The sequence below is a fragment of the Mesoflavibacter zeaxanthinifaciens subsp. sabulilitoris genome (assembly GCF_014191595.1).
GTDB lineage: Bacteria > Bacteroidota > Bacteroidia > Flavobacteriales > Flavobacteriaceae > Mesoflavibacter > Mesoflavibacter zeaxanthinifaciens.
The window spans coordinates 17,063-41,919 of the sequence record NZ_JACHWV010000003.1 but is presented as its reverse complement, the minus strand read 5'-3'; the positions used below and the strand labels follow the sequence as shown (position 1 = coordinate 41,919).

Annotated in this window: 23 protein-coding genes and 2 tRNA genes; 12 read left to right on the top strand and 13 right to left on the bottom strand. The window is 30.8% G+C overall.

Annotated features, from left to right (window positions below):
- Positions 1-117 precede the first annotated feature (117 nt).
- Positions 118-1,587 (top strand): IMP dehydrogenase, encoded by a 1,470-nt coding sequence (gene guaB / locus FHS04_RS04970; protein WP_106679583.1) that lies wholly within the window; start codon positions 118-120, stop codon positions 1,585-1,587.
- Positions 1,588-1,904: 317 nt separating this feature from the next.
- Here the strand turns inward: guaB and FHS04_RS04965 are convergent, their stop codons facing one another.
- From FHS04_RS04965 to FHS04_RS04955, 3 genes are all read right to left on the bottom strand, one after another.
- The gene (locus FHS04_RS04965; RefSeq protein ID WP_036227340.1) at positions 1,905-2,141 is read right to left on the bottom strand and encodes a hypothetical protein; all 237 of its coding nucleotides are present in this window, start codon (positions 2,139-2,141) and stop codon (positions 1,905-1,907) included.
- Positions 2,141-2,599, bottom strand: coding sequence for an SRPBCC family protein (locus FHS04_RS04960; protein ID WP_106679586.1), 459 nt, complete (start codon positions 2,597-2,599; stop codon positions 2,141-2,143). The genes FHS04_RS04965 and FHS04_RS04960 overlap by 1 nt, the downstream gene beginning before the upstream one ends.
- Before the next feature lie 94 nt (positions 2,600-2,693).
- Positions 2,694-3,434 (bottom strand): T9SS type A sorting domain-containing protein, encoded by a 741-nt coding sequence (locus tag FHS04_RS04955; protein ID WP_106679589.1) that lies wholly within the window; start codon positions 3,432-3,434, stop codon positions 2,694-2,696.
- A gap of 221 nt (positions 3,435-3,655) precedes the next feature.
- On the opposite strand from FHS04_RS04955, the gene FHS04_RS04950 reads away from it, so the two are divergent.
- The 9 genes from FHS04_RS04950 (at position 3,656) to FHS04_RS04910 (ending at position 16,301) form a co-directional block, all read left to right on the top strand.
- Positions 3,656-5,602, top strand: a complete 1,947-nt coding sequence (locus tag FHS04_RS04950) for a peptidylprolyl isomerase (protein ID WP_106679591.1) — start codon at positions 3,656-3,658, stop codon at positions 5,600-5,602.
- A 7-nt stretch (positions 5,603-5,609) separates the two neighbouring features.
- Positions 5,610-6,461, top strand: coding sequence for a peptidylprolyl isomerase (locus tag FHS04_RS04945; protein ID WP_106679594.1), 852 nt, complete (start codon positions 5,610-5,612; stop codon positions 6,459-6,461).
- On the top strand, positions 6,424-7,869 hold the full coding sequence (locus tag FHS04_RS04940) for a peptidylprolyl isomerase (RefSeq protein WP_106679596.1): 1,446 nt from the start codon (positions 6,424-6,426) through the stop codon (positions 7,867-7,869). Before FHS04_RS04945 ends, FHS04_RS04940 begins: the two co-directional genes overlap by 38 nt.
- Positions 7,870-7,876: 7 nt before the next feature.
- Positions 7,877-8,830, top strand: coding sequence for an AAA family ATPase (locus FHS04_RS04935; RefSeq protein WP_106679598.1), 954 nt, complete (start codon positions 7,877-7,879; stop codon positions 8,828-8,830).
- Between the two features lie 2 nt (positions 8,831-8,832).
- Positions 8,833-9,027 carry a GldL-related protein gene (locus FHS04_RS04930; protein ID WP_106679600.1) on the top strand — a complete coding sequence of 65 codons (195 nt, stop codon included), beginning with the start codon at positions 8,833-8,835 and terminating at the stop codon, positions 9,025-9,027.
- A gap of 17 nt (positions 9,028-9,044) precedes the next feature.
- On the top strand, positions 9,045-10,166 hold the full coding sequence (locus FHS04_RS04925) for an acyltransferase family protein (RefSeq protein ID WP_181256123.1): 1,122 nt from the start codon (positions 9,045-9,047) through the stop codon (positions 10,164-10,166).
- A 230-nt stretch (positions 10,167-10,396) separates the two neighbouring features.
- Positions 10,397-13,177 carry a bifunctional aconitate hydratase 2/2-methylisocitrate dehydratase gene (locus FHS04_RS04920; RefSeq protein WP_106679605.1) on the top strand — a complete coding sequence of 927 codons (2,781 nt, stop codon included), beginning with the start codon at positions 10,397-10,399 and terminating at the stop codon, positions 13,175-13,177.
- Positions 13,178-13,401: 224 nt separating this feature from the next.
- Positions 13,402-15,669 carry an aconitate hydratase gene (locus FHS04_RS04915; protein ID WP_106679607.1) on the top strand — a complete coding sequence of 756 codons (2,268 nt, stop codon included), beginning with the start codon at positions 13,402-13,404 and terminating at the stop codon, positions 15,667-15,669.
- A 65-nt stretch (positions 15,670-15,734) separates the two neighbouring features.
- Positions 15,735-16,301, top strand: coding sequence for a TlpA family protein disulfide reductase (locus tag FHS04_RS04910; RefSeq protein ID WP_106679609.1), 567 nt, complete (start codon positions 15,735-15,737; stop codon positions 16,299-16,301).
- On the opposite strand, the gene FHS04_RS04905 is transcribed toward FHS04_RS04910, so the two are convergent.
- The 7 genes from FHS04_RS04905 to FHS04_RS04875 all read right to left on the bottom strand — a co-directional run bounded on the left by FHS04_RS04905 (position 16,298) and on the right by FHS04_RS04875 (position 21,434).
- Positions 16,298-17,437: a lycopene cyclase family protein gene (locus FHS04_RS04905; RefSeq protein WP_106679611.1), complete on the bottom strand. Its 1,140-nt coding sequence runs from the start codon at positions 17,435-17,437 to the stop codon at positions 16,298-16,300. The genes FHS04_RS04910 and FHS04_RS04905 overlap by 4 nt on opposite strands.
- 5 nt (positions 17,438-17,442) lie before the next feature.
- Positions 17,443-17,892, bottom strand: coding sequence for a sterol desaturase family protein (locus FHS04_RS04900; protein WP_027879994.1), 450 nt, complete (start codon positions 17,890-17,892; stop codon positions 17,443-17,445).
- A gap of 6 nt (positions 17,893-17,898) precedes the next feature.
- On the bottom strand, positions 17,899-18,738 hold the full coding sequence (locus FHS04_RS04895; RefSeq protein WP_106679614.1) for a phytoene/squalene synthase family protein: 840 nt from the start codon (positions 18,736-18,738) through the stop codon (positions 17,899-17,901).
- Positions 18,735-20,201, bottom strand: coding sequence for a phytoene desaturase family protein (locus FHS04_RS04890; RefSeq protein ID WP_106679617.1), 1,467 nt, complete (start codon positions 20,199-20,201; stop codon positions 18,735-18,737). The genes FHS04_RS04895 and FHS04_RS04890 overlap by 4 nt, the downstream gene beginning before the upstream one ends.
- Positions 20,191-21,102: a MerR family transcriptional regulator gene (locus FHS04_RS04885; RefSeq protein ID WP_106679619.1), complete on the bottom strand. Its 912-nt coding sequence runs from the start codon at positions 21,100-21,102 to the stop codon at positions 20,191-20,193. Before FHS04_RS04885 ends, FHS04_RS04890 begins: the two co-directional genes overlap by 11 nt.
- Positions 21,103-21,219: 117 nt before the next feature.
- Positions 21,220-21,305: transfer RNA gene (locus FHS04_RS04880), tRNA-Leu, on the bottom strand.
- Positions 21,306-21,361: 56 nt separating this feature from the next.
- Positions 21,362-21,434: transfer RNA gene (locus tag FHS04_RS04875), tRNA-Lys, on the bottom strand.
- A gap of 127 nt (positions 21,435-21,561) precedes the next feature.
- On the opposite strand from FHS04_RS04875, the gene FHS04_RS04870 reads away from it, so the two are divergent.
- Positions 21,562-22,077 (top strand): shikimate kinase, encoded by a 516-nt coding sequence (locus FHS04_RS04870; protein WP_027879990.1) that lies wholly within the window; start codon positions 21,562-21,564, stop codon positions 22,075-22,077.
- Here the strand turns inward: FHS04_RS04870 and FHS04_RS04865 are convergent.
- Both FHS04_RS04865 and FHS04_RS04860 read right to left on the bottom strand, forming a co-directional pair.
- Positions 22,069-22,572: a phosphoribosyltransferase family protein gene (locus FHS04_RS04865; protein ID WP_106679622.1), complete on the bottom strand. Its 504-nt coding sequence runs from the start codon at positions 22,570-22,572 to the stop codon at positions 22,069-22,071. The two genes, FHS04_RS04870 and FHS04_RS04865, sit on opposite strands and share 9 nt — an antisense overlap.
- Entirely contained in the window at positions 22,573-22,947 is a 375-nt protein-coding gene (locus FHS04_RS04860) for an RNA-binding S4 domain-containing protein (protein ID WP_027879988.1), read from the bottom strand.
- 80 nt (positions 22,948-23,027) lie between these two features.
- Here FHS04_RS04860 and FHS04_RS04855 point away from each other — a divergent pair, with 80 nt between their 5' ends.
- On the top strand, positions 23,028-24,095 hold the full coding sequence (locus FHS04_RS04855; RefSeq protein ID WP_106679625.1) for an FKBP-type peptidyl-prolyl cis-trans isomerase: 1,068 nt from the start codon (positions 23,028-23,030) through the stop codon (positions 24,093-24,095).
- 68 nt (positions 24,096-24,163) lie between these two features.
- Here the strand turns inward: FHS04_RS04855 and FHS04_RS04850 are convergent, their stop codons facing one another.
- Positions 24,164-24,784: a porin family protein gene (locus FHS04_RS04850; protein WP_106679627.1), complete on the bottom strand. Its 621-nt coding sequence runs from the start codon at positions 24,782-24,784 to the stop codon at positions 24,164-24,166.
- Positions 24,785-24,857 lie beyond the last annotated feature (73 nt).

Here is a 24,857-nt window from a genome sequence, read left to right as displayed (position 1 = left end):
CAAAACTTATTTAGAATAAATAAAGATAATTTTCGGAAAGATTTTATAAGAGAAAAAATTTCGAGATAGTTTCATATATAAGTCGTATCTTTACGCGCAATTAATTCTAATTGCAACATGACAGCACACAACAATAAAATAGTAGGCGAAGGATTAACTTACGATGATGTCCTACTAGTTCCAGCGTTTTCTGAAGTACTTCCACGCGAAGTCAATATTCAATCAAAATTTACAAGAAATATAACTATTAATGTACCTATAGTTTCTGCAGCTATGGATACAGTTACCGAAAGTCGTATGGCAATAGCTATGGCTAGAGAAGGTGGTATTGGTGTGTTGCATAAAAACATGACCATAGAAGAGCAAGCGACTAAAGTGCGTAAAGTAAAACGTGCCGAAAGCGGTATGATTATAGATCCAGTAACCTTGCCAACCACAGCAATTGTTGCAGATGCTAAACAAGCTATGAAAGAGCATAGTATTGGAGGTATTCCTATTGTTGATGCCACAGGAAAATTAAAAGGTATTGTAACTAATAGAGATTTACGTTTCGAGCATCAAAATTCCAGACCAATTGTAGAAGTAATGACTAGCGAAAATCTAGTAACAGCGCCAGTTGGTACGTCTTTAAAAGACGCAGAAAAAATACTTCAGCAAAATAAAATTGAAAAGCTTTTAATTGTAGAAGGTGATAAACTTGAAGGATTAATTACGTTTAGAGATATCACCAAAGTTACTCAAAAGCCTATTGCTAATAAAGATAACTACGGAAGATTACGTGTTGCTGCAGCAATTGGAGTAACAGGTGATGCAGTAAATAGAGCAGAAGCGTTAGTTAATGCAGGTGTAGATGCAATTGTTATAGATACAGCACATGGACACACAAAAGGTGTAGTAAATGTTTTAAAAGAAATAAAGAAAAAATTCCCTCAATTAGAAGCAATTGTTGGTAATATAGCAACAGCAGAAGCTGCAAAATATTTAGTAGAAGCTGGTGCAGACGCAGTAAAAGTAGGAATTGGACCAGGATCTATTTGTACAACACGTGTTGTTGCAGGTGTTGGTTTCCCTCAGTTTAGCGCTGTTTTAGAAGTTGCTGCAGCAATAAAAGGAACAGGTGTTCCTGTGATAGCAGATGGCGGTATAAGATATACAGGAGATATACCTAAAGCTCTTGCAGCTGGTGCAGATACTGTAATGTTAGGATCTTTATTAGCCGGAACAAAAGAAAGTCCAGGAGAAACTATTATTTACGAAGGACGTAAGTTTAAGTCTTATCGTGGTATGGGTTCTGTAGAAGCGATGAAACAAGGTAGTAAAGACCGTTATTTTCAAGATGTAGAAGACGATATTAAAAAATTAGTCCCAGAAGGAATTGTTGGTCGTGTGCCTTACAAAGGAGAACTTTACGAAAGTATACATCAATTTATTGGTGGTTTACGTGCTGGTATGGGATATTGCGGTGCAAAAGATATTGCAACTTTAAAAGAGTCTGCACAATTTGTAAAAATAACATCTTCAGGAATTAATGAAAGTCATCCACATGATGTTACAATCACTAAAGAAGCACCAAATTATTCAAGATAATTTTAATTATTAATAGATAGTTAAAAAGCACAACATAATTGTTGTGCTTTTTTATTTGTGTTTTGTTAGAAACTGTTTTCTAATCACTAAAAAACTAACAATTACAATTGATAAAATTCCAATAGCTAATAAACCATATTTAATAAATCCTGAAAAGAAAAAGGTGAGAAATCCTTGGTATTTGGAGTTTTTGGTCTTCTCTAAAATTGTAGGTATTACAGTTGTCGTATCCAATAAGTAATAACAAAAAATACTTAACAGACTTAAACTGTATATTTTAATTAGCTGGATTGTATTGTGATTCAATAAAAGAGGTATTACGGATTATAAATCTGTCCACGATGTGGTTTTAAAGCATCACGTATTGGTTTCATTTCAATTTCATCAACAACCATAAAAGCAATGCTGTGCATGGGTGATAATTCTTGATAACCAGTAATGTTTAGATTGGTGTTTTGAAGAGTTATATATTCTTTAAGATGTATTACATGGTGTTCTGCAATTTTTAAAGCATCAGGACCTCTAAAATCCCAAATTAGTTTTAATTGTCTCATTATTTTTTAATTATTGAGGTGCCGTTTTCTACGTAGTTTTTAAAGTTAATTAAGTACTTTTTACTTTGTTTTTTAAATGCTTTGGGCATTAAAAAAAGCATTATTCTTGAAGTGAAATTTCTTGGTAAAAATTGATTGTGACTAATCCACTTTGTAGTATCATCATCTATAATTTCAAAGAAATTTTGCTGCACGTTATGCATCATTTTAGTATCAAAATTAAAATGAATAGAATGATTATCTTTTCTGTGGGTAACACTTTCTGTAAGTTCCATTTTTCGTTTACCAAATTGATAATTAAGTTGAATAGTAGAACCTATTTTTCTTGGTGTACCCGAGATATGCGCAAAACTAATTAAGCCTTCTTGCCAATGCTTCATACTATCAAGGTTAACAATTTCTGTAAAGCAAGTAGTAATAGGTTTATTAATTAGTATTTCAGAAGTATAACTTAGCATCAAATTTCAATTTCTAAATTAAAGTATAAAAAAAAAGCGATTGAAAAAATTTCAATCACTTTTATTATGCAAAATACCAGTATTGTAGGATTAACTACAATAATACTTTAATGGTTTTGGTCATATCTTTTGTTTCTAAAACTACTATATAGATGTTGTTTTTTGGTAGATCTAATGCGTGTTTGTATGAATTGTTAACCTGTATGTTTGCGTTATTGTCAACAATTTTCCCTAAAATGTCGTAAACTTTGATGTTTAAATCTCCATTGTAATTATTAATCAATAACTCGTTAGATATAACTTTTATACTAGCGTTTTTAATATTGTTGTCTGTTGTGCTAAGTGTGCTGTCTTTTTCTGCATCAACTAGATTTATATAAAAATCTACTGTTTGGTTATTGCCACCGCCACCAAATTGGTTTTGAAAAAGTAAGTTAAATCCATAAACCATAGTGCCGTTAGGGACACCAGTATATAGCTGAGCGAGATTAATAGTAATGCTGTAGGTATTAGGTCCTGCATTAACATCTGTATCTGTAGGAACTAATGTTAATTGCGGTTGTGATGCAAGATCACTAAATCCTGGAGCACCTTGAAAACTTCCACTATCGGTATCTAAACCACCATACATGTGGATGAAAGCTTGTCCATCAGAATAAAAGTTATTGATGATATCTTGATCTTCAAAAACAATAGTTATTTCATCATTAACTGTTGCTGTTGTTGCAGTTAGTGTAGTGGTGTTTCCGTTGTAACTAGAAAACGTCAGAGTTTCTTGTGCTTTAGTTATACAACTAATAGAAAACAAAAGAGAAAAAAAGTAAATATGTTTCATGTTATAAATGTTAAATTTTTATAAATATATTATTATAATGGTTAAAAAATAAGAATACCTTTAACTCAAACGTTTTCGTGTTGATAAATAGTTAATTTAAATAGTTTATTCACTATTAATTAATACTAAAAAACTAGCTACTAGCGTTACCATTTTAAACTTGTGTAATTAGGTAATATTGCTATTTTTGCATGTACTTCAAAAAACAAGTCTCAATTCATATGAAATCAAGACATTTAATTGCTTTAATAGTCATAGTTTTTTTAGCATTTTGTAAAGTCAGTGCGCAAGAAAAACAAGTTCTATTTACTGTAAACGAAACACCTGTTTATGCATCAGAATTTGTAAGAGTTTACAAAAAGAATTTAGAATTGGTTAAAGATGAGTCTCAAAAAGACATAGATAATTACCTTGATCTTTTCATAAAATATAAACTAAAAGTAACTGAGGCTAAAGCCTTAGGTTTAGATAAAAAACAAGCTTATTTAAGAGAATTTGAAAGTTATAAAAGACAGCTTTCATCTAATTTTTTAAGTAATAACGAGGTTACAGAAAAGCTTATAAAAGAAGCTTACGATAGATTAACCCAAGAGGTTGATGCGCGTCATATATTAGTTAAAATAGACAAAAACGCTCCAGAAGAACAGCTTAAACTAGCTAAAGAAGAGATAAACAAACTAAGAGATAGAGTGTTAGAAGAAGGTTTTGAAGCTGTTAAAAAAGACATACATAACGGTCGTACGCTTTTTGCAGAAGAGTTAGGTTATTTTACTGCGTTTAGAATGGTGTACGAATTTGAAACAGCAGCTTATAATACCAATGTAGGCGAATGGTCACAACCTTTTCAAACACAATTTGGTTATCATATTGTCTATGTTAACGATAAAAGAGAAAATAGAGGAGAAGTCACAGTTGCTCATATCATGCTTACAAATAAGGATAGTCAAGATTCTGAGTCTCAAGAAGAGCGTATTAATGATATTTATAAACGAATTAAGCAAGGAGAAGACTTTGAAGCGTTAGCAAAACAGTTTTCAGAAGATAAAAGCTCTAGCAAAAAAGGAGGTAGATTAAATACTTTTTCTGCAGGACAATTAAGCTCAGAGATTTTTGAAGAAAAAGCTTTTGGTTTAGAAAGAAAAGGAGAAATTACAGAACCTTTTAAAACAGAATTTGGCTACCATATTGTTAAGTTAATAGACAAAAAAGGGTTAGCTACTTTTAAGGAGATGGAAAACGAGCTAAAAGCTAAAGTAAAAAAGGATTCTAGATCTGTTGTTATAAACAACTCCAGAATAAACAATTTAAAAGAAAAGTATAATGTAAAAGATAATCCAGAAGCTTTGCGTTACTTTACTTCAATTTTAAATGAAAATTACTACCAAAGATCTTGGAACACACCAGGAAATTTTGAGGGCAAAAAGGTGTTGTTTACTATAAAAGATAAAGAAGTTACCTATAAAGAATTTGCAGAGTTTTTATATAATACACAACGTCGTAGACAAGCTAGACAACCATTTGATAAATTAGTAGCAAGTAATTATAAAATGTTTTTAGAGTCTAAACTAATACAGTATCAAGAAGATAATTTAGAGTTTGAAAACGAAGAATACGCACATATTTTAAACGAATATCGTGACGGACTTTTATTATTTGATTTAATGGAGTCTAAAGTTTGGAATGCTGCTAGAGAAGATAGTATTGGGTTAGCAAATTATTACAAACAACATCAAGATAAATACTTTTTTGATGCTAGAGCAGATGTTATAATAGCATCTTCCGTAAACAAAAAAGACATAAAAAAAGTAGCAAAAATGTTAGAAAATAATACTAGCATTGATGTTATAAAACAAAAAATAAATTCAGAAAAAAATATTAGTGTAAGCTTTATAAAAGATACAGTTACAACTTCTCATCAAGCATTGCCAAAAGACTTTAATATGCAAAAAGGCACATCTAAAGTCTTTAAGCACAACGACGCTTACAGTGTTGTTAAAGTCAATACGGTATTACCCAAAACACAAAAAACTTTTGAAGAAGCAAAAGGAAATGTGATTAGCGATTTTCAAGAGTATAAAGAAAAAAAGTGGTTAGAAGAGCTTTCTAATAAATACAAAGTCAAGCTTAATAAAGACGTTTTAAAACAAGTAAAACAGGATTTAAATTAATACATATTTGAAGCAATATATATACATAGCAATAATTTTAAGCCTCTTTCAATCTTGCGATTATTTTAGGTCTACAGAGGAAGAAGAAGCTATAGCTAGAGTTAATGATGTTTATCTTTTTAATGAAGATTTAAAAAAAGCATTACCCGAAAATCTTTCGGTAGAAGACAGTACAATTTTTGCAAATAATTTTATTAATCAATGGGCAACCCAACAACTCTTGGTACAAGGAGCAGAAGTTAATTTAAGTGATAAAAAATTAGAAAAGTTTGATCGTTTAGTTCAACAATACAAAAACGATTTATATAGTAAAGCATATTTAGAAGCTTTGGTTGCTAAAAACTTAGATACCGTAGTGTCATTAGAAGCTGCATCTACGTATTACGAAAGCAATAAAGAAGCCTTTAAATTAAACGAAAATTTAATCAAATTTAGATACATAAACGTAGAACCAAATCGTTTAGATTTAGAAGATATAAAGAAAAAGTTTAAACGATTTAATACTAAGGATAAGAAAGAGTTAGACTCGATAGCAATTCAGTTTAAATCCTTCACTTTAAACGACTCTGTTTGGATTAGATTAGATCAAGCCATCAATAAAATTCCAGTAGTAACTATTGAAAATAAAGACGAATTGTTAAAAAAATCTAATTTTATACAACTCAAAGATTCATTAGGACTATATTTGATGCAAATAAATGACGTGTTGTTGCGCAACAGTACAGCACCGTTAGAATACGTAAAGCCAACTATTAACCAGATTGTTATCAATAAACGCAAGCTGGAATTAATAAAGCAATTAGAAAAGGATATTAAGAAAGATGCCATTAACAACAAACAATTTGAAATTTACAATTAAACCTAAAGCGTTATATGTATTAACGTTTTTATTTGCAGTAGCTAGTACCAGTGTAGCACAAGAAATTATAGACGAAACAAAACCAGAAGTAAGCAAAGATACTGTTACAGATTCTGGTGCAACAAAAATCGATGGTGTAGCTGCAGTAGTAGGAGATTACATAGTTTTAGATAGCGATATTGATAAAACCATGTTACAATTAAAAGATCAAGGTGCATCTATGGCAAATTTTGATCGTTGTCAATTATTTGGTAAACTTTTAGAAGATAAATTGTATGCACATCATGCTATACAAGATAGTATTGATGTTAATGATGCCGAAATTAGATCTAGAGTAGACCAACAAATCAATCAATTTTTGCAGCAAACTAACGGAAGCATGGAAGAGCTTTTAGAGTTTTACAGAAAAGATGACGAAGTTAGCTTTAGAGAAGAAATGTTCGAAATCAATAAAAGTAACATGCTAGCTACTGAAATGAAAAAGAAAATTATTGATGAAGTTGAAGTAACGCCAGAAGAAGTACGTCAGTTTTTTAATAAAATTCCAAAAGAAGAACGTCCAACTTTTGGAACAGAACTTAAAGTAGCACAAATAGTTATAGAGCCTAAAGTATCTGATGAAGAAGTACAACGTGTTATAGATCGATTAAACGAATTTAAACAACAAGTAGAAGAAGAAGGAAAAAGTTTTACTAGTAGAGCGGTATTATACACAGAAGACGGTGGATCTAAAAAAACAGGTGGATTATATACTTTAGACAGAAGTAAACCACGTATGGTAAAAGAGTTTAGAGAAGTTGCTTTTTCATTACAAGAAGGACAAATTTCAGAACCATTTAAAACAGACTATGGTTACCATATTATTTACTTAGAAAAAATTAGAGGTCAAGAATACGATGTACGTCATATCTTATTAATGCCTAAAGTGTCTGAAAAAGAAATAGAAGAAGCCAAGAAAGAATTAGAAAAAGTAAGAGAGCTTATTGTTAGCGGAGATATGACTTTTGCAGAAGCAGCAAAAGAATTTAGTGACGAAAAAGAAACTAAATTTCAAGGCGGGCAATTAATAAATCCACAAACACAGGATTATAATTTTGAGCTAACAAAAATGGATCCAGAATTATATGGGCAAATCCAAGAATTAGAAAATAACGAAATTAGTCCTGTTATTACAGACCAAGATCGTACAGGAGCTATTAAGTTTAAATTAGTTACGGTAACAGATAGAACGGATGAGCATGTAGCAGATTATGCACGTGATTATTTAAAAATTAAAGAATTAGCTTTAAACGAAAAGCGTCTTAAAGCAATCGAAGATTGGCAAGAAGAAAAAATTGATGAAACTTATATTAAAATTAGTAGTGCATACAGAAACTGCGATTTTAAAAGTAATTGGTTAAAAAAATAAAACATACATGTCAGACGTAACTGCAGTAAAAAATCTAGTCTCAAAATATAATAGCTTAAAACAAGAAGTAGCCAAAGTAATCGTTGGTCAAGACGATGTAGTTAACCAAATATTAATTTCTATATTTTCTGGTGGTCATGCCTTATTAATAGGTGTACCAGGATTAGCAAAAACATTAATGGTTAATACTATTTCTCAAGCATTAGGATTAGATTTTAAACGCATTCAGTTTACGCCAGATTTGATGCCAAGTGATATTTTAGGTAGCGAAATTTTAGATGAAAATAGACAGTTTAAATTTATTAAAGGACCAATATTTTCTAATATTATTTTAGCAGACGAGATTAACCGTACGCCACCAAAAACACAAGCAGCACTTTTAGAAGCGATGCAAGAAAGAGCAGTAACTGTTTCTGGACATCATTACAAATTAAACTTACCATACTTTGTATTAGCAACACAAAACCCAATTGAGCAAGAAGGAACCTATCCATTACCAGAAGCACAATTAGACCGTTTTATGTTTGCTATTAATTTAGAATATCCAACTTTTGAAGAAGAAGTGCAAGTGGTAAAAGCAACAACAACAGATGCCAAACCAACAGTAAATGCACTATTTACAGCACAAGAAATTACAGATTTTCAGCAATTAATTAGACGTATACCTGTTGCAGATAATGTTATAGAATATGCTGTGAAAATGGTTGGTAAAACAAGACCAAATAGCAATGCAGCTTCAGACTTAGTAAAGCAATACGTAGATTGGGGCGCAGGACCTAGAGCATCACAAAATTTAATTTTAGCAGCAAAAACACACGCTGCTGTAAATGGTAAGTTTTCACCAGATATAGAAAATGTACAAGCTGTTGCAACTAGTATTTTACGTCATAGAATGATTAAAAATTACAAAGCAGAAGCAGAAGGTGTTACTATAGAAGAAATAATTAAAGATTTATTTTAACCATGAGTTTGAAAAAGTTTTTAATCCCTTTAATTTTATTACTCCTTGGTTTTGGATTAACAATTGTTGGCGCATTATTTAAAATACAACATTGGCCATACGGAAATGTAATTTTAACCATCGGGACTTTTGTAGAGTTTGCTGCACTTTTTTATGCTATTATTGTACTAATTAAGATTTACCGCAATAAGTACTAAAAACTCTTTATTATATTTTGAAAGCGATTACAACATATAAAAACCGTGTTTTTGGTTTAGATGTTGTAAGAGCAGTCGCTATTTTACTTATACTTTGTTCACACTCTACAATTTTATTGTTTCCAAATTCTGAAGCTGTAGTACTAAGATTTATCCAGTTTTTTGGTACAATTGGAGTAGACATATTCTTTGTCTTAAGCGGGTTTTTAATAGGCACAATTCTTATAAAGCACATAGAAAGTAATCGAACTAAACCTAAACATTTCTTACAGTTTTGGATAAGACGTTGGTTGCGTACATTACCTAATTACTACCTAATTTTACTAATAAATATTGGGTTAGCTTTTTTTTATAAAAATGAAATCCCAAACCAGTTGTATAAATATTTCTTTTTTCTTCAAAATGTCTTTGATGAAATGCCTGATTTTTTCACAGAATCTTGGAGTTTAACTATTGAGGAGTTTGCTTATCTATTAGGACCAATATTATTAATGCTTTTTGCTTTAATTTTTAAAAACCTTAATAAATGGATGTTTTTATTAATGACAACTTTAGTGATAGTATACTTCATTGTAAATAAGCTAATATTTCACAATAGTTATACAAATATTCCTCAGGATTTTAATTGGAGTCATTCGCTACGTAAAGTAGTTTTTACCAGAATTGATAGTATTTACTTTGGATTTTTAGGAGCATTTATAAGCTATTACTATGCTCAGTTTTGGTCCAAAACCAAATGGTTTAGCTTTGGTTTTGGTAGTGTTTTATTTTTAGGACTTCATTATTTCATTTATAAAAATCAGTTGCAACCTAATCAGTTTTCTTTCTTTTTCAATGTTTGGTATTTACCATTAGTTTCAATAAGTATTTTATTGTTTTTTCCTGTGTTTTCAACTTGGAAAACCAAACAAGTAAATTTTGTGACCAAAATAAGTTTATGGTCATATTCATTGTATTTAGTTAATTATTCTATAGTGTTATTAACTTTAAAACATTTTGTTAGTCTAGAGCATAGTTCAATCCTTTTCAAATTAATTATTCTAATAATTTTTTGGATTGCCTCTTTTGTATTGTCTTATATTTTATATGCTTATTTTGAGCGTCCTATCATAGAATTTAGAGACAATCTAAATAAATAGCAGCTTCCTTATTAAGCATAATATTGTTAATTTATTATTTTAAAGCTGTTCAAATTATTGTTATTATAAAAATTGCATTAAATTTTGATTATATATTGAAAATAATTTAGTATTTCTCTCTTTTTGTTATACATTTTCTATCTTCTTTAAGATTTCTTACTTTTGCAAAACTTTAAATTGCCTATTCTATAATTGCAATTTTCAGTAAAACTAACACTGAATATATTTATATGAATACTTACAACGACTACCTTAAAGAAATTGAAGCTCGTAAACTTCAAGGATTACATCCAAAGCCTATTGATGGCGCAGAATTATTAAGCGAAATTATAACGCAAATAAAAGATGAAAATAACGAGCATAGAAAAGATTCTTTAAACTTTTTTATATATAACGTTTTACCAGGTACAACAAGTGCTGCACGTGTAAAAGCAGATTTTTTAAAAGAAATTATTTTAGGTGAAACTAAAGTAGAAGAAATTACTTCAGAATTTGCTTTCGAGCAATTATCTCACATGAAAGGTGGACCATCTGTAGAAGTACTTTTAGATTTAGCTTTAGGTGAAGATAAAGCAATTGCTGAAGCTGCAGCTAAAGTATTAAAAACACAAGTATTTTTATACGAAGCAGATACCGAGCGTTTAGAACAAGCAATGAAAACTGGTAACGCAATAGCAAAAGAGATAATCGAGAGCTATGCACAAGCAGAATTTTTCACAAAACTTCCAGAAGTTCAAGAAGAAATTCAAGTTGTAACTTATGTCGCTGGTGTTGGTGATATTTCTACCGATTTATTATCACCTGGTGCAGATGCGCACTCAAGATCAGATCGTGAGTTACATGGTCAATCTATCTTTGAACATAACAAAGAGATGCAACAAGAAGTGTTAGCTTTAAAAGAGCAACATCCAGATAAACGTATTATGCTTATTGCAGAAAAAGGAACAATGGGTGTAGGATCTTCTCGTATGTCTGGTGTAAATAACGTGGCATTATGGACAGGAATTCCATCATCACCTTATGTGCCATTTATCAATATTGCACCTGTAATTGCAGGTACTAATGGTATTGCTCCAATCTTCTTAACTACAGTTGGCGTAACAGGAGGAATTGGAATTGACCTTAAAAACTGGGTAAAACAAAAAGATGAAAACGGTAACACAGTTGTAGATGCAGATGGCGAGCCAATTTTAAAAGAGGTTTATTCTGTAAAAACAGGTACGGTTTTAACAATTAATACAAAAGAGAAAAAATTATATAACGGAGATCAAGAGTTTAAAGATATTTCAACAGCATTAACACCACAAAAAATGGAGTTTATCAAAGCTGGTGGCTCTTACGCTGTGGTTTTTGGTAAAAAATTACAAACCTTTGCATGTAAAGCTTTAGGTATCGAAATTCCTCAAGTGTACGCAGCTTCTAAAGAAATTACTGTAGAAAACCAAGGGTTAACAGCAGTAGAAAAAATCTTTAATAAAAACGCTGTTGGTACAACACCAGGAAAAACATTACACGCTGGATCTAACGTTCGTGTAGAAGTAAACATTGTAGGTTCTCAAGATACTACAGGTTTAATGACGTCTCAAGAATTAGAAATGATGGCAGCAACGGTAATTTCACCAATCGTAGATGCTGGTTACCAATCTGGTTGTCATACAGCTTCAGTTTGGGATGACAAATCAAAAGCTAATATTCCGCGTTTAATGAAGTTTATGAACGATTTCGGTTTAATTACTGGTCGTGATCCTAAAGGTCATTATCACGCAATGACAGACGTAATTCATAAAGTATTAAACGATATTACAGTAGATGATTGGGATATCATTATTGGTGGAGATTCGCACACACGTATGTCTAAAGGTGTTGCTTTTGGTGCCGATTCTGGTACTGTAGCATTGGCTTTAGCAACTGGTGAAGCAACAATGCCAATTCCAGAGTCTGTAAAAGTAACGTTTAAAGGTAGCATGAGAAGCTTCATGGATTTCCGTGATGTGGTACATGCAACGCAACAACAAATGTTAAAGCAATTTGATGGCGAAAACGTATTCCAAGGTCGTGTTATCGAAGTGCACATTGGTACATTAACATCAGATCAAGCCTTTACATTTACAGATTGGACTGCAGAGATGAAAGCAAAAGCATCTATCTGTATTTCTGAAGAAGAAACGTTAATCGAATCTTTAGAAATTGCTAGAGATCGTATCCAAATCATGATTAAAAAAGGTATGGATAACGAAAAGCAAATGTTACAAGGTTTAGTAGATAAAGCAAACAACAGAATAGAAGAGCTTAAATCTGGTTCTAAACCAGCATTAAAGCCAGATGCAGATGCTAAATATTATGCAGAAGTGGTTATCGATTTAGATGAAATCGCAGAACCAATGATTGCAGATCCAGATGTAAACAACGAAGATCCTTCAAGACGTTATACACACGATACCATTAGACCATTATCTTACTATGGCGGAACTAAAAAAGTAGATTTAGGTTTCGTTGGATCTTGTATGGTACATAAAGGTGATATGAAAATTTTAGCGCAAATGCTAAAAAATATCGAAGCTCAACACGGTAAAGTAGAATTTAAAGCGCCATTAGTAGTAGCGCCACCAACATACAATATTGTAGACGAGCTTAAAGCTGAAGGTGATTGGGAAGTGTTACAAAAGTACTCAGGATTCGAGTTTAACGACGACGCACCAAAAGCAGCTGCACGTACTAAATACGAAAACATGTTGTATTTAGAGCGTCCTGGTTGTAACCTTTGTATGGGTAATCAAGAAAAAGCTGAACCTGGAGATACAGTAATGGCTACATCTACACGTTTATTCCAAGGTCGTGTAGTAAAAGATGCCGATGGTAAAAAAGGTGAATCATTATTATCATCAACACCAGTTGTAGTATTATCAACTATTCTTGGTCGTACACCAACTATGGAAGAATACGAAGCTGCAGTAGATGGTATTGTATTAACTAAATTCAAACCATCTCAAAAGCAATTAGTAATGGCGTAATAGTCATAATAACTTATATTCAAAAGCTCGAATTTTTAATTCGGGCTTTTTTTTGCTTTTCAATTTAATAATGAAATTAATTGGTAATTGGTATTATTAACCTTTTCTTATGATAAAAATGAAAGAATTTTATTAAATTAAAAATCTATAAAAATGATAGTATTTGGACTCAAATCATATCATTTTTTTTAATAAATTTAAGACAAACAAAAAAAACAAAACTTATGGCATTTGATATTGATATTATTAAAAAGGTATATAGCCAAATGGCAGAACGAGTAGACGCTGCTCGTGACGTTGTAGGTAAACCTTTAACACTTTCTGAAAAGATTTTATACAATCACCTTTGGGACGGAACTCCAAAAACAGCTTTCACAAGAGGTAAAGATTATGTAGATTTTGCACCAGATAGAATTGCTTGTCAAGACGCAACAGCACAAATGGCATTATTGCAATTTATGCAAGCCGGTAAAGATAAAGTAGCTGTACCAACAACTGTACATTGTGATCACTTAATTCAGGCTAAAGATGGCGCAGAAAAAGATTTAAAGCATGCAAACGATGTAAGTAAAGAGGTTTTTGAATTTTTAGAATCAGTTTCTAATAAATATGGTATTGGCTTCTGGAAACCAGGAGCAGGTATTATTCACCAAGTGGTATTAGAGAATTATGCGTTTCCTGGAGGAATGATGATTGGTACAGATTCTCATACCGTTAACGCTGGTGGATTAGGTATGGTAGCTATTGGTGTTGGTGGTGCAGATGCTGTAGACGTAATGGCAGGAATGGCTTGGGAACTTAAATTTCCTAAGTTAATAGGTGTTAAGTTAACAGGTAAATTGTCTGGTTGGACAGCGCCAAAAGACGTTATTTTAAAAGTTGCCGAAATATTAACTGTAAAAGGTGGTACTGGTGCAATTGTAGAGTATTTTGGTCCAGGAGCAACATCTATGTCTTGTACAGGAAAAGGAACTATTTGTAATATGGGAGCAGAAATAGGAGCAACTACTTCTACTTTTGGATATGACGATTCTATGGAGCGTTATTTACGTGCAACAGATAGATCTGATGTAGCAGATGCAGCTAATAAAGTGCGTGAATATTTAACAGCAGATCCTGAAGTATATGCTAATCCAGAACAATATTTTGATCAAGTGATTGAAATTAATTTATCTGAATTAAATCCATTATTAAACGGACCATTTACACCAGATTTATCAACTCCGGCTGGTAAAGAAATGACTAAAAAAGCAACAGATAACGATTGGCCTTTACAAGTAGAATGGGGATTAATTGGTTCTTGTACAAATTCGTCTTACGAAGATTTATCAAGAGCGTCATCTATTGCGCAACAAGCATTAGATAAAAAGTTAAAAACTAAAGCAGAATTTGGTATCAATCCTGGTTCAGAGCAAGTAAGATATACTACAGAACGAGATGGTATTTTAGAAATCTTTGAAAAATTGGATGCTACAATATTTACTAATGCTTGTGGACCATGTATTGGTCAATGGGCTAGATATAGCGATCCTAAAAATGCACCAAAAAACAGTATAGTTCATTCGTTTAATAGAAACTTTGCTAAGCGTGCAGATGGTAACCCAAATACACATGCTTTTGTGGCATCTCCAGAATTAACAGCAGCTATTGCAATTGCTGGTCGTTTGGACTTTAATCCAATGACAGATAAATTAATTAATGAAGATGGAGAAGAAGTGATGTTAGACGAACCAACTGGATGGGAATTACCACCAAAAGGTTTTGAAGTTAAAGAAAACGGTTATTTAGAACCAAGAGAAGATGGTAGTAGCGTTGTTGTTAAAGTTGCCGATGATTCTGAAAGATTACAATTATTAACACCATTTACACCAATCGGTGATTCTATAACAGGTGCTAAATTATTAATTAAAGCTTTTGGAAAATGTACCACAGACCATATTAGTATGGCTGGACCTTGGTTACGTTTTAGAGGTCACTTAGATAATATTTCTAACAACTGTTTAATTGGAGCAGTAAATGCTTACAATAAGAAAACTAACTTTGTTAAAAACCAATTAACTGGTGAATATGGCGGCGTACCAGATACACAACGCGAATACAAAAAAGAAGGTATTTGGACGGTTGTAGTTGGTGATCACAATTACGGTGAAGGTTCTTCACGAGAGCATGCTGCGATGGAGCCAAGACACTTAGGTGTAGCTGCTGTAATTGTAAAATCTTTTGCTCGTATACACGAAACAAACCTTAAAAAACAAGGTATGTTAGGTTTAACGTTTGATAATGAAGCAGATTACGATTTAATACAAGAAGATGATACATTTAACTTCTTAGATTTAAATGAATTTGCGCCTAATAAACCACTTCATATTGAAGTCGTACATTCAGACGGAAGTAAAGACACTATTAAAGTAAATCATACGTATAACGAAGCTCAAATAGAATGGTATAAAGCAGGTTCTGCTTTAAATTTAATTGCAGCTCAAAACGCATAGTTTATTAAATTAAATAATAAAAAACTCCTGAATATTCAGGAGTTTTTTGTTTCATCTATTTTAAAATGAAATCTGTTAAACCAAAATTATCTTTAAGTAATATTCTGTTTGGGTTATTTATTGTGTTAATGATAATTCCGCAATCAAGACAGTTTATACAAATCCAATTACAAAAAGGCTTGTCTGTATTTTCTCCTAGTATAGAAGATGAAGATGAACGAGTCCAGTTGCAAACTTATCAATGGACTTTACAAGATGTAAACGGTAATATTTATGACTTTTCTTCAGCTAAAAATAAAGTAGTATTTATTAATTTTTGGGCAACTTGGTGTCCGCCATGTATTGCAGAAATGTCTGACTTAGATCAACTTTATAGCGATTATAATAATAAAGTTGAATTTTTATTTGTAACCAATGATGATAGCGAAAAAGTGAAAGCATTTTTGACCAAAAATGGTTATAGTTTAGAGGTGTATTATCCAATGTCAAATCATCCAGATTTTGAAGTGTCAAGTATACCACGTACTTTTTTAATTGATAAAAACGGTAAGATTGTTATTGATAAAACAGGAGTTGCTAATTGGAACGGAGATAAAGTTAGAGCAACTCTAGATAAGCTTTTAAACGATTAAAGCGTTTTAAAAAAAGCTTTAATAAAACTAAAACTAAATAACGACCACATAATTTTAATGTCTTCAAAAAGTGAAGACTCTTCATCTAAAAATTTAAACATAGTTGGTGTGCTATTTTTACTGTAAAATTGTTTAAAAATCCATTCGCCTTTTTCATTATTATCTTTTAAAACTTGTAAAAATACTTTGTCGTAAAATTTATACTTGTTTTTAAAAAATCCGTTTGTGGTTGGTTGATTGGTTTTTATATTCTCAATAATTTTTGCAACTCTTTTTTCTGTGAGTTTAAAAGAGTATCCCGTAGAAGGTTTTACCCAACCGCCAGCTGTACCAATTTTAGTGATTTTTGATGTGTTAAACGATTGAAAATTAAAAGTTGTCATTGGTATTTGACCAACTTCAGTTTCGACAATATTATAATTATTAATGTTTAAATATTCTGAAATATATTGCTTTAAATAGTTGTCGTAATGATCATTTTTAACAGTGTTTTCCGTAAAATATGTGAATTCGACTAACGCTTTATTTTTTGTATGCGGTAATAGATACATAAAGGTTGTTTGATTATTATCTTTTAATCGATAATCCATCATTGTTAAGCTGTTTTTATTAAAAACATTGTCTTCAGCTTCTATAATCCAGCCTTTAAAATGTTGTATTAAAGTTGTGGCTTTTTCATCTTTAAAAAACGCGTCTGGAATCCGACTATCAAAAACATGATTTGTCGTATAGTTGTTTGTTTTGGTTGTGACTTCAACTATTTCTTTTTCTTTAACCGAAGTCACGGTTTCCACCAAAAATGTAATATTGTCTTGCTGATTGAGTTGAGCTTTAGCTTCCGCATAAAAGTCTATTGCACGTATAGATTTATAAGTATAAGGTTTTAGATTTAAGCTTATTTTTTGGTTTTCTGCATAGATAGTTGCATGTTGCCAGGATTGGTAAGCTAAATGACTAAAAGTGCTATTGTTTTGTTCCCAAAAACTCCAAGTTTTATCATTTTCAGTTTTAGTAGAAGCGTCTATTAAAGCAATGGATTTATGATTAAAATATGAATCCTTGGCAAAAGCTAAGGCTAATTGAAGTCCAGCTAAACCATTGCCAACTATGATATAATCATAATGTTTTTGAGACATTTAGTCTATTTTTTGAAGTACTTAAATGGTACGACTAACATGCCAAAGTTTTCTCCATCTTCTTTGCCAATATGCTTGTGATGTATTTTGTGTGCACGTCTAACACCACGTGCGTACCAATTATTAGCATTTCTAAACATTTTAAAGCGTTGATGGATAAATATATCGTGTACTAAGAAGTAAGCTGCACCATAAGCCATAATGCCTAAACCTATTGGTAATGTATACCAGATATCTTCGTAACTCCATAAGTAAAAGCAAGTCATACTTACTATTGCGTAAAAGATAAAAAAGGCATCATTACGCTCAAACCAGCTATCGTGATCTTTTAGATGATGGTCTTTATGTAGTGACCATAAAAATCCGTGCATAATGTATTTATGTGTAAACCATGCCATAAATTCCATGATAGAAAATGTGCCTAAAAATATTAATATCCAATACAATGTTTTCATGTCTAATTATAATAAATTTAACTGATACTTTACGTAGCTTCTAGTTAAAAGTTCTGCCTTTTTGTAGTTTGGTACTCTTATTCTTGTATTTTTAATTTCTAATGCTGGTGTTTTTTTAAGCTTTGCCAGTAACTGGTGATAGTATCTATAAGCCATAAATACTCCAAATTTAGCCTCCATAGGTAGTTGTTTTATACCTTCTAAGCCTTTTTTAAAATCGTTTTCAATATCATTAATGATGAATAGTTTATCTTCTTCGGTTAGGTTATTTAAATCTGTATTTGGGAAATAAGTTCTATCAAGTAATTCGTGATCAGCTTTTAAGTCTCGTAAAAAATTCACCTTTTGAAAAGCAGAACCTAATGACATAGCTGTGTCTTTAAGTTTTTCGTATTGATCATTATCTCCTTTAACAAAGACTTTTAAACACATTAGTCCAACTACGTCTGCAGAACCATAAATATAATCTTTATACTCTTGGTCTGTAGTGTATTTAGTTTTAGATAAATCTAGACGCATACTTTTCATAAAAGCATCAACCATATGTTTTTCGATGTTATGCTTGTGATATGTATGTTGAAACGCATTTAATATTGGATTTAGGCTAATTTTGTTTTTTAGAGCTAATTCTAAATCGTTTTCAAAATTGTTAAATAAAGTTTCTTTATCATAATCATGAAAAGTGTCTACAATCTCATCTGCAAACCTCACAAAACCATAAATATTATAAATATCCTGTCTGATAGACTTTGCAAGCATTTTTGTAGCTAAAGAAAACGAAGTGCTGTAAGATGTAGTAACAACTTTACTACAATTGTACGACACAGAATCAAATATTGCTTTCATAGTTTTTGGTGGTGTTTTTGGATTAATTCTGCTACTAATTTTCCAGATATAAGTGCTGGTGGCACACCTGGACCAGGAACAGTTAATTGTCCTGTAAAGTAGAGGTTGTTAACTTTTTTACTCTTTAAATTTGGTCTTAGAAAAGCGGTTTGCGTTAGCGTATTAGCCATTCCGTATGCGTTTCCTTTGTAGGAATTATATGCTTCAATAAAATCTTTAACACAAAAGCTTTCTTTAAAGATAATACTATTTTTAACATCTTGTTGTGTTAATTTTTCAAAACGAGACATGATTATATCAAAATATTGCTCTCTTAATTGAGGTGTATCTTCTAAGTTAGGAGCAATTGGTATTAAGAAAAAACCATTTTCTTTACCATTAGGCGCCATGCTGTTATCTGTTACAGATGGGAAATTGGCATAAAATAGAGGCTCTTTAGGCCATTTTGGATTATCGTAAATATCTTCTGCATGCGTTTCAAAGTTGGTATCAAAAAATAAGTTATGATGGTTTACATTTTTCAATTTCTTATCAAAACCTACGTAAAATAGGAGAGAAGAAGGAGCAAAGGTTTTATTGTTCCAATATTTTTCTGAATACTGTCTATATTTTCTATCTAACAACGTTTCTGAGTGATGGTAATCTGCGCCACTTAAAACAACATCAAACTTTAAAGTTTTACCATTAACTGTAATTGATGTTGATGTATTATTTTCAACATTAATATTAGTAACATTAGAGTTTACATTTATTGTAACACCTAATTCTTCTGCAAGTTGTCTCATTGCAAGAATTATTTGATACATTCCGCCTTTAGGATGCCACGTACCTAAGCCAAAATCGGCGTAATTCATAAAACTATAAAAAGAAGGTGTATTGCTTGGTTTTGCACCCAAAAACAAAACAGGAAACTCTAAAGTAGATATTAGTTTAGGGTTTTTAAACTGGCGTCTAACATCACTGCTTATTGTTTTAAAAAATTGATCTAGTCTAGTAACAGTATCTTTAGTAACCAATTCTAAGGGTGAAACACCTGGTTTTAATACAATTTTGTTTATGGCAATGTTATAATTATCTGCAGCTTTATTTATAAATTTTTTAAGAGGAATTGAACTTCCTTTTTCTATGCGTTCAAATTCTTCGCAAATTTTCTCCATTGTATCTCCTATGGTGATAACTTCATCATTAAAGAAAATTTTATATGCAGGAGCTAGTTTATCTAATTGATAAAAATCTGAAGTTTTTTTATCAAAATCATTAAAAAACTTATCAAATATATCAGGCATCCAATACCAGCTTGGTCCCATATCAAAAGTAAATCCATCTTTTTTAAACTGTCTACAACGTCCTCCTACAGTATCATTTTTTTCAAAAACTGAAACATTAAATCCATCCTTAGCAAGATAACATGCAGCAGATAAAGCAGAAAATCCAGAACCTATTATTGCTATTTTATTTTTCATTATTAATATGATCAATTAAGTCTTTTGTAGATTCAAAAGTTTTAATGTTTGAGTTAGAAATGTTAGGCTTTGTACCTAATAGTCTTCCTGATACTAAAAGTTTGCATTTATTGTTTTTTAATAAAGTGCTAGAGAAATTATTTAAGTAATCTTCTACGTTTTCGTTTTCTGGGCTTACTGTAAAATTTGAAATAAAAGTTATGTCTTTATGTTTTGTTAATAAAAACTCTAAACTTTTAATAGGCACAGATTGACCTAAATAAATAACATGTTTACCTTTTAAAGTTAGCTCTAGATTCGTAAATAATAAACCAAGCTCGTGCATTTCATTATCTGGTAAGAATAAAGCATATGGTTTTTGACTTAAGTCGGGTGTATTAATCTTGTAAGCTTTTTCTGTTTCGACTAAAATCTTCTTTTTAATAATTTCAACAACAAAATGTTCGTGAGCAGGTGTTATTGTATCTGTTTGCCATAATAATCCTATGTGATCTAAAAGAGGAATAAAAACATCAAAAAAAATGGTTTTAAATGACATTTCTTCCTCCAGTTTGTAGAAGGTTTTATTAAAAAGACTTTGATCAAAATTAATCATAGCCAATTTTAATAAATTTATAGAATGATTGTTAGGATCTTTACTTTCTGCTATTTCTTTTACAAGTGAAGAAATTTCGTTTTCATCAAGACTTGCTATTTTAGATATTTTATATCCGTTTTTATTTAAAAAACTAATATTTAATATTTTTTGAAGACTAGCAGTGCTGTAATATCTAATATTGGTATCAGTTCTGTTAGGTTTAAAAAGGTTGTAGCGTTTTTCCCAAATTCTTATGGTATGCGCTTTTATTCCCGAAAGATTTTCGAGATCCTTAATACTAAAGTTTGTTTTAATACTGTTCATTGTTTTGTAAAAATAGTTAAACAAAACGTAAAACTGATAAAAAACATTTTATTTTTTTGAAATAATTAACAATTAAAAACTAATGAAGACAAAATAAAAGATTTTAAGGAGTAGTAGTGCGCACGAGAAGACTCGAACTTCCACGATTAATAACAATCACTAGCCCCTCAAGCTAGCGCGTCTACCAATTCCGCCACGTGCGCTAAATTTTAAAATAAAGATAAAAAAAAAAGTTAAGCTTTAAGCTTAACTTTTTTTGTGACCGGGCTGGGGCTCGAACCCAGGACCCTCTCCTTAAAAGGGAGATGCTCTACCAACTGAGCTACCCGGTCATTGTTTGTTGTTTGCGGGTGCAAATATAAGAGCTTTTATTAATATTCCAACCCTAAATTGCATTTTTTTTTGTTTTTTTGCTACACTTTATGATAAGATGTTTATAATCAGCAAATAAGACTTAAAATGAATTTGATTTTAATAGGATATATGGCTTCAGGGAAGTCTACAATAGGTAATTATTTAGCTAAAGTGTTGAATTATAGCTTTATTGACTTGGATAATTACATTGAAAAAAAAGAAAACTTATCTGTAAAAGAAATATTTAGTCAAAAAGGAGAGATTTATTTTAGAAAATTAGAAAACACAGCTTTAAAAGAAATAGTTAATAATAAAGAAAATTATGTGCTTTCTTTAGGAGGAGGAACACCATGTTTTTATGATACCATGGAATGGTTAAAAAGTAACACTAATACTAAAACCATATATTTAAACGTAAATTTAAATGTTTTAACGCAGCGATTATTAAAAGATAATACGCGCCCCTTAATTAGTCATCTTAATAATGAAGAAGAAATAAAAGAGTTTATAGCTAAACATCTTTTTGAGCGTTCTTATTTTTATAATATGGCAGATGTTAGGATTAATGCTTCAGAAAGAATAGAAGATATAGCAGAAAAAATAATTCTTAAACTATTCTAAGTAAGCTTTCCAATCGTTATCTTTTAGATCTACTTGTACGTGCTCATTTAAAGAAGTAGAGAGAGAAATGCCTTTAAAATCTGCTTTTACAGGAAATTTTTTATGATTTCTATTTACTAAAACAGCAGTTTTAAATTGTTTTAAAGGTACATCCAGAAAATGTTTTACACCGTAAATTAATGTAGATCCAGAGTTTAAAACATCATCTATTAATACAATAGATTTATTAGTGTAATCTTCTGCTTTGATAGAAGTCCTAATTGGATTTAATGGTTTTTTCTTATCAATAGTAACCTTACATAAAACAGGATTAATAGGAGATATTTTAGTAAGTTTTGTTTTTAGTTTTTTAGCAAGAATATAGCCATTAGCCTCTATTCCAGCTAAGATTATTTCACTTTCATTAACATTTGCTTCATAAATTTGATAAGCAATGCGGGTTAATTTTTGATCAATTTCTGAAGCTGTTAATATAGTATTATTTAAAGTTGTCATTTATTGTTGGTTTTTATAATCCAAATCGTCCAAATCTCTCCTGTCTTTTTTGGTAGGACGACCACTTCCTTTTTTTCTGTAATAATCTTTTGCTAATTTAAGTAATTCTTGAGTTTCAAAAGCAGATTTTGGTGTAGTATCTAATCTGTAAATATCAACAATTTTAGCTCCGACACGATTCTTAGGGATGTCAAGAACAGTAACTTGATAATTTACCTGATTTTTTCTTAGCTCTATTTTATCTGTAGCATATACTTCTTTACTTGGTTTTACAATATCACCATTTACTCTAACATGACCTTTTTTACAAGCAATAGAAGCTTGGTTTCTTGTTTTGTAATACCTTACACACCATAAATATTTATCAACTCTCATACAAAAAATCTAAAATAGACGTTAACGTTATTGTGCAAAATACTATTAAAATGTATCTTGCAAGCTCAAAAATAACAATAATGAAATTAAGAAAAATCACTTTAGCTGTTTTACTATTAGCAATATTTAATTTTGCTTGTAATGATGATGATGATAATACTACCGTAATTGAAGAGAGAGATGAAACAGAAGTTTACAATGAAAATATTTTAGAAATAGAAGAGTTTTTATCAAACTATACCTATAACTACGAAGAATTTGATTTTTCTGATCCGTATAATCCATCAAATGATGATTTTGAAGTAGAGTTTACTCTTATAGATGACTCAAATCCTGATGCAGATGCATTAATTGATAGACCAGAATTAACTTATAAAATCGTAGAACAAAACGGTATTGATTACAAGTTGTACATCTTGTCGTTAAGAGAAGGTCTAGGTAATACTATAAACCCATTGGATAGAGCAGTAGTTACTTACAGAGGAGAAACTTTAGATGGAGAGTCTTTTGATTTTAATGTTAACCCTACAAACCTTAATTTAACAACAGGATATAATGCTAGTGGTACAATTGTAAATGGTGTTGTAACTGGATTTAGAGAAGGTGTAATTGAATTTAAGACAGCATCTAATTATTCAGAAAATAATGACGGAACTGTAAATATAACAGGTCAAGGTAAAGGAGTTGTGTTTATACCTTCTGGATTAGCATATTTTTCAAATTTTGTAACAGGAATAGACGCATACTCTCCAATATTATTTAAATTAAATATTATTGAAAGAAATCATACAGATTTTGATCAAGATAATATTCCTTCTTATATAGAAGATTTAGATCAAGACGGTGATGGTTATAATGATGATACCGATGATGATGGTATAGCTAATTTTATAGATATAGATGATGATGGAGATGAAATTTTAACAGAAGATGAAGTCGAGCCAATGCAATACGAGGAAGATAATAGTATGGCGCCTTTTACAACAAAAGCTGAAGCGCAAGCTTTTTATGATACTAATGCTGCCGAAAATGAAGTTTTTGTTAAAATAGAGTTTGTTTCAGCGACAGGTAATTATAGACTACATACAACGATATTAACAGATAGTAATAATGATGGTACACCAGATTACTTGGATCCATCAATGTAATGTCTATATACAATAAACAAAAAAAGCCACTTTTAGTAAGTGGCTTTTTTTGTTTATAACATGTTTTATTATAACATAATAGATAAACTTAAAATAAGTTGTTCTGGTCTAGTGTCTAATCTGTTAGGATTATTAATGGTTATGTTATTATTAATTATAGTAGCTTCGTTATCATTAAAACCACGTTCGTATCTTAAATCTACACCAATATTATTAAAGCTTAAGCCAACGCCAAAGTTTAACCCTACAGAAAAATCATCTTCAATATTGCTAACTGTAGCATTTTCAAAATCAGAATCTAAGATATATTGTAGGCTTGGTCCACCAAAAACGTGAATAGGTCCTAATACTTTTACACCAACTAATAATGGCATATCTAGTTTTTTTAAATCAAAATCACCTGCATTATAATCACTTTTAGTCGATGTGTAAACAAGTTCTGGTCTAAAGTAAAGTTGTTTACCTATTTTACCAAAAACACCAACATGGTAACCAATAGTTCTATCTGGGTTTTGATAATTATTAGAAACAGATTCAAAGTAATCACCGTTACCATTGTAATTTAAGCCACCTTTAAAGCCAAATCCGCTATTTGTTTGTGCGTAAATTGATATTGAAGATAATAATACTAAACAAAAAATTATAAGTTTAAATCTTTCTGCTCTGTTTTCACTGTTTAGAATTTTCATAATAGTTGTTTTTTGATGTGAATACTTTTTTAAACGAAAATTGTGCCAAATTATTTTTAAGCTTAAATTAAAA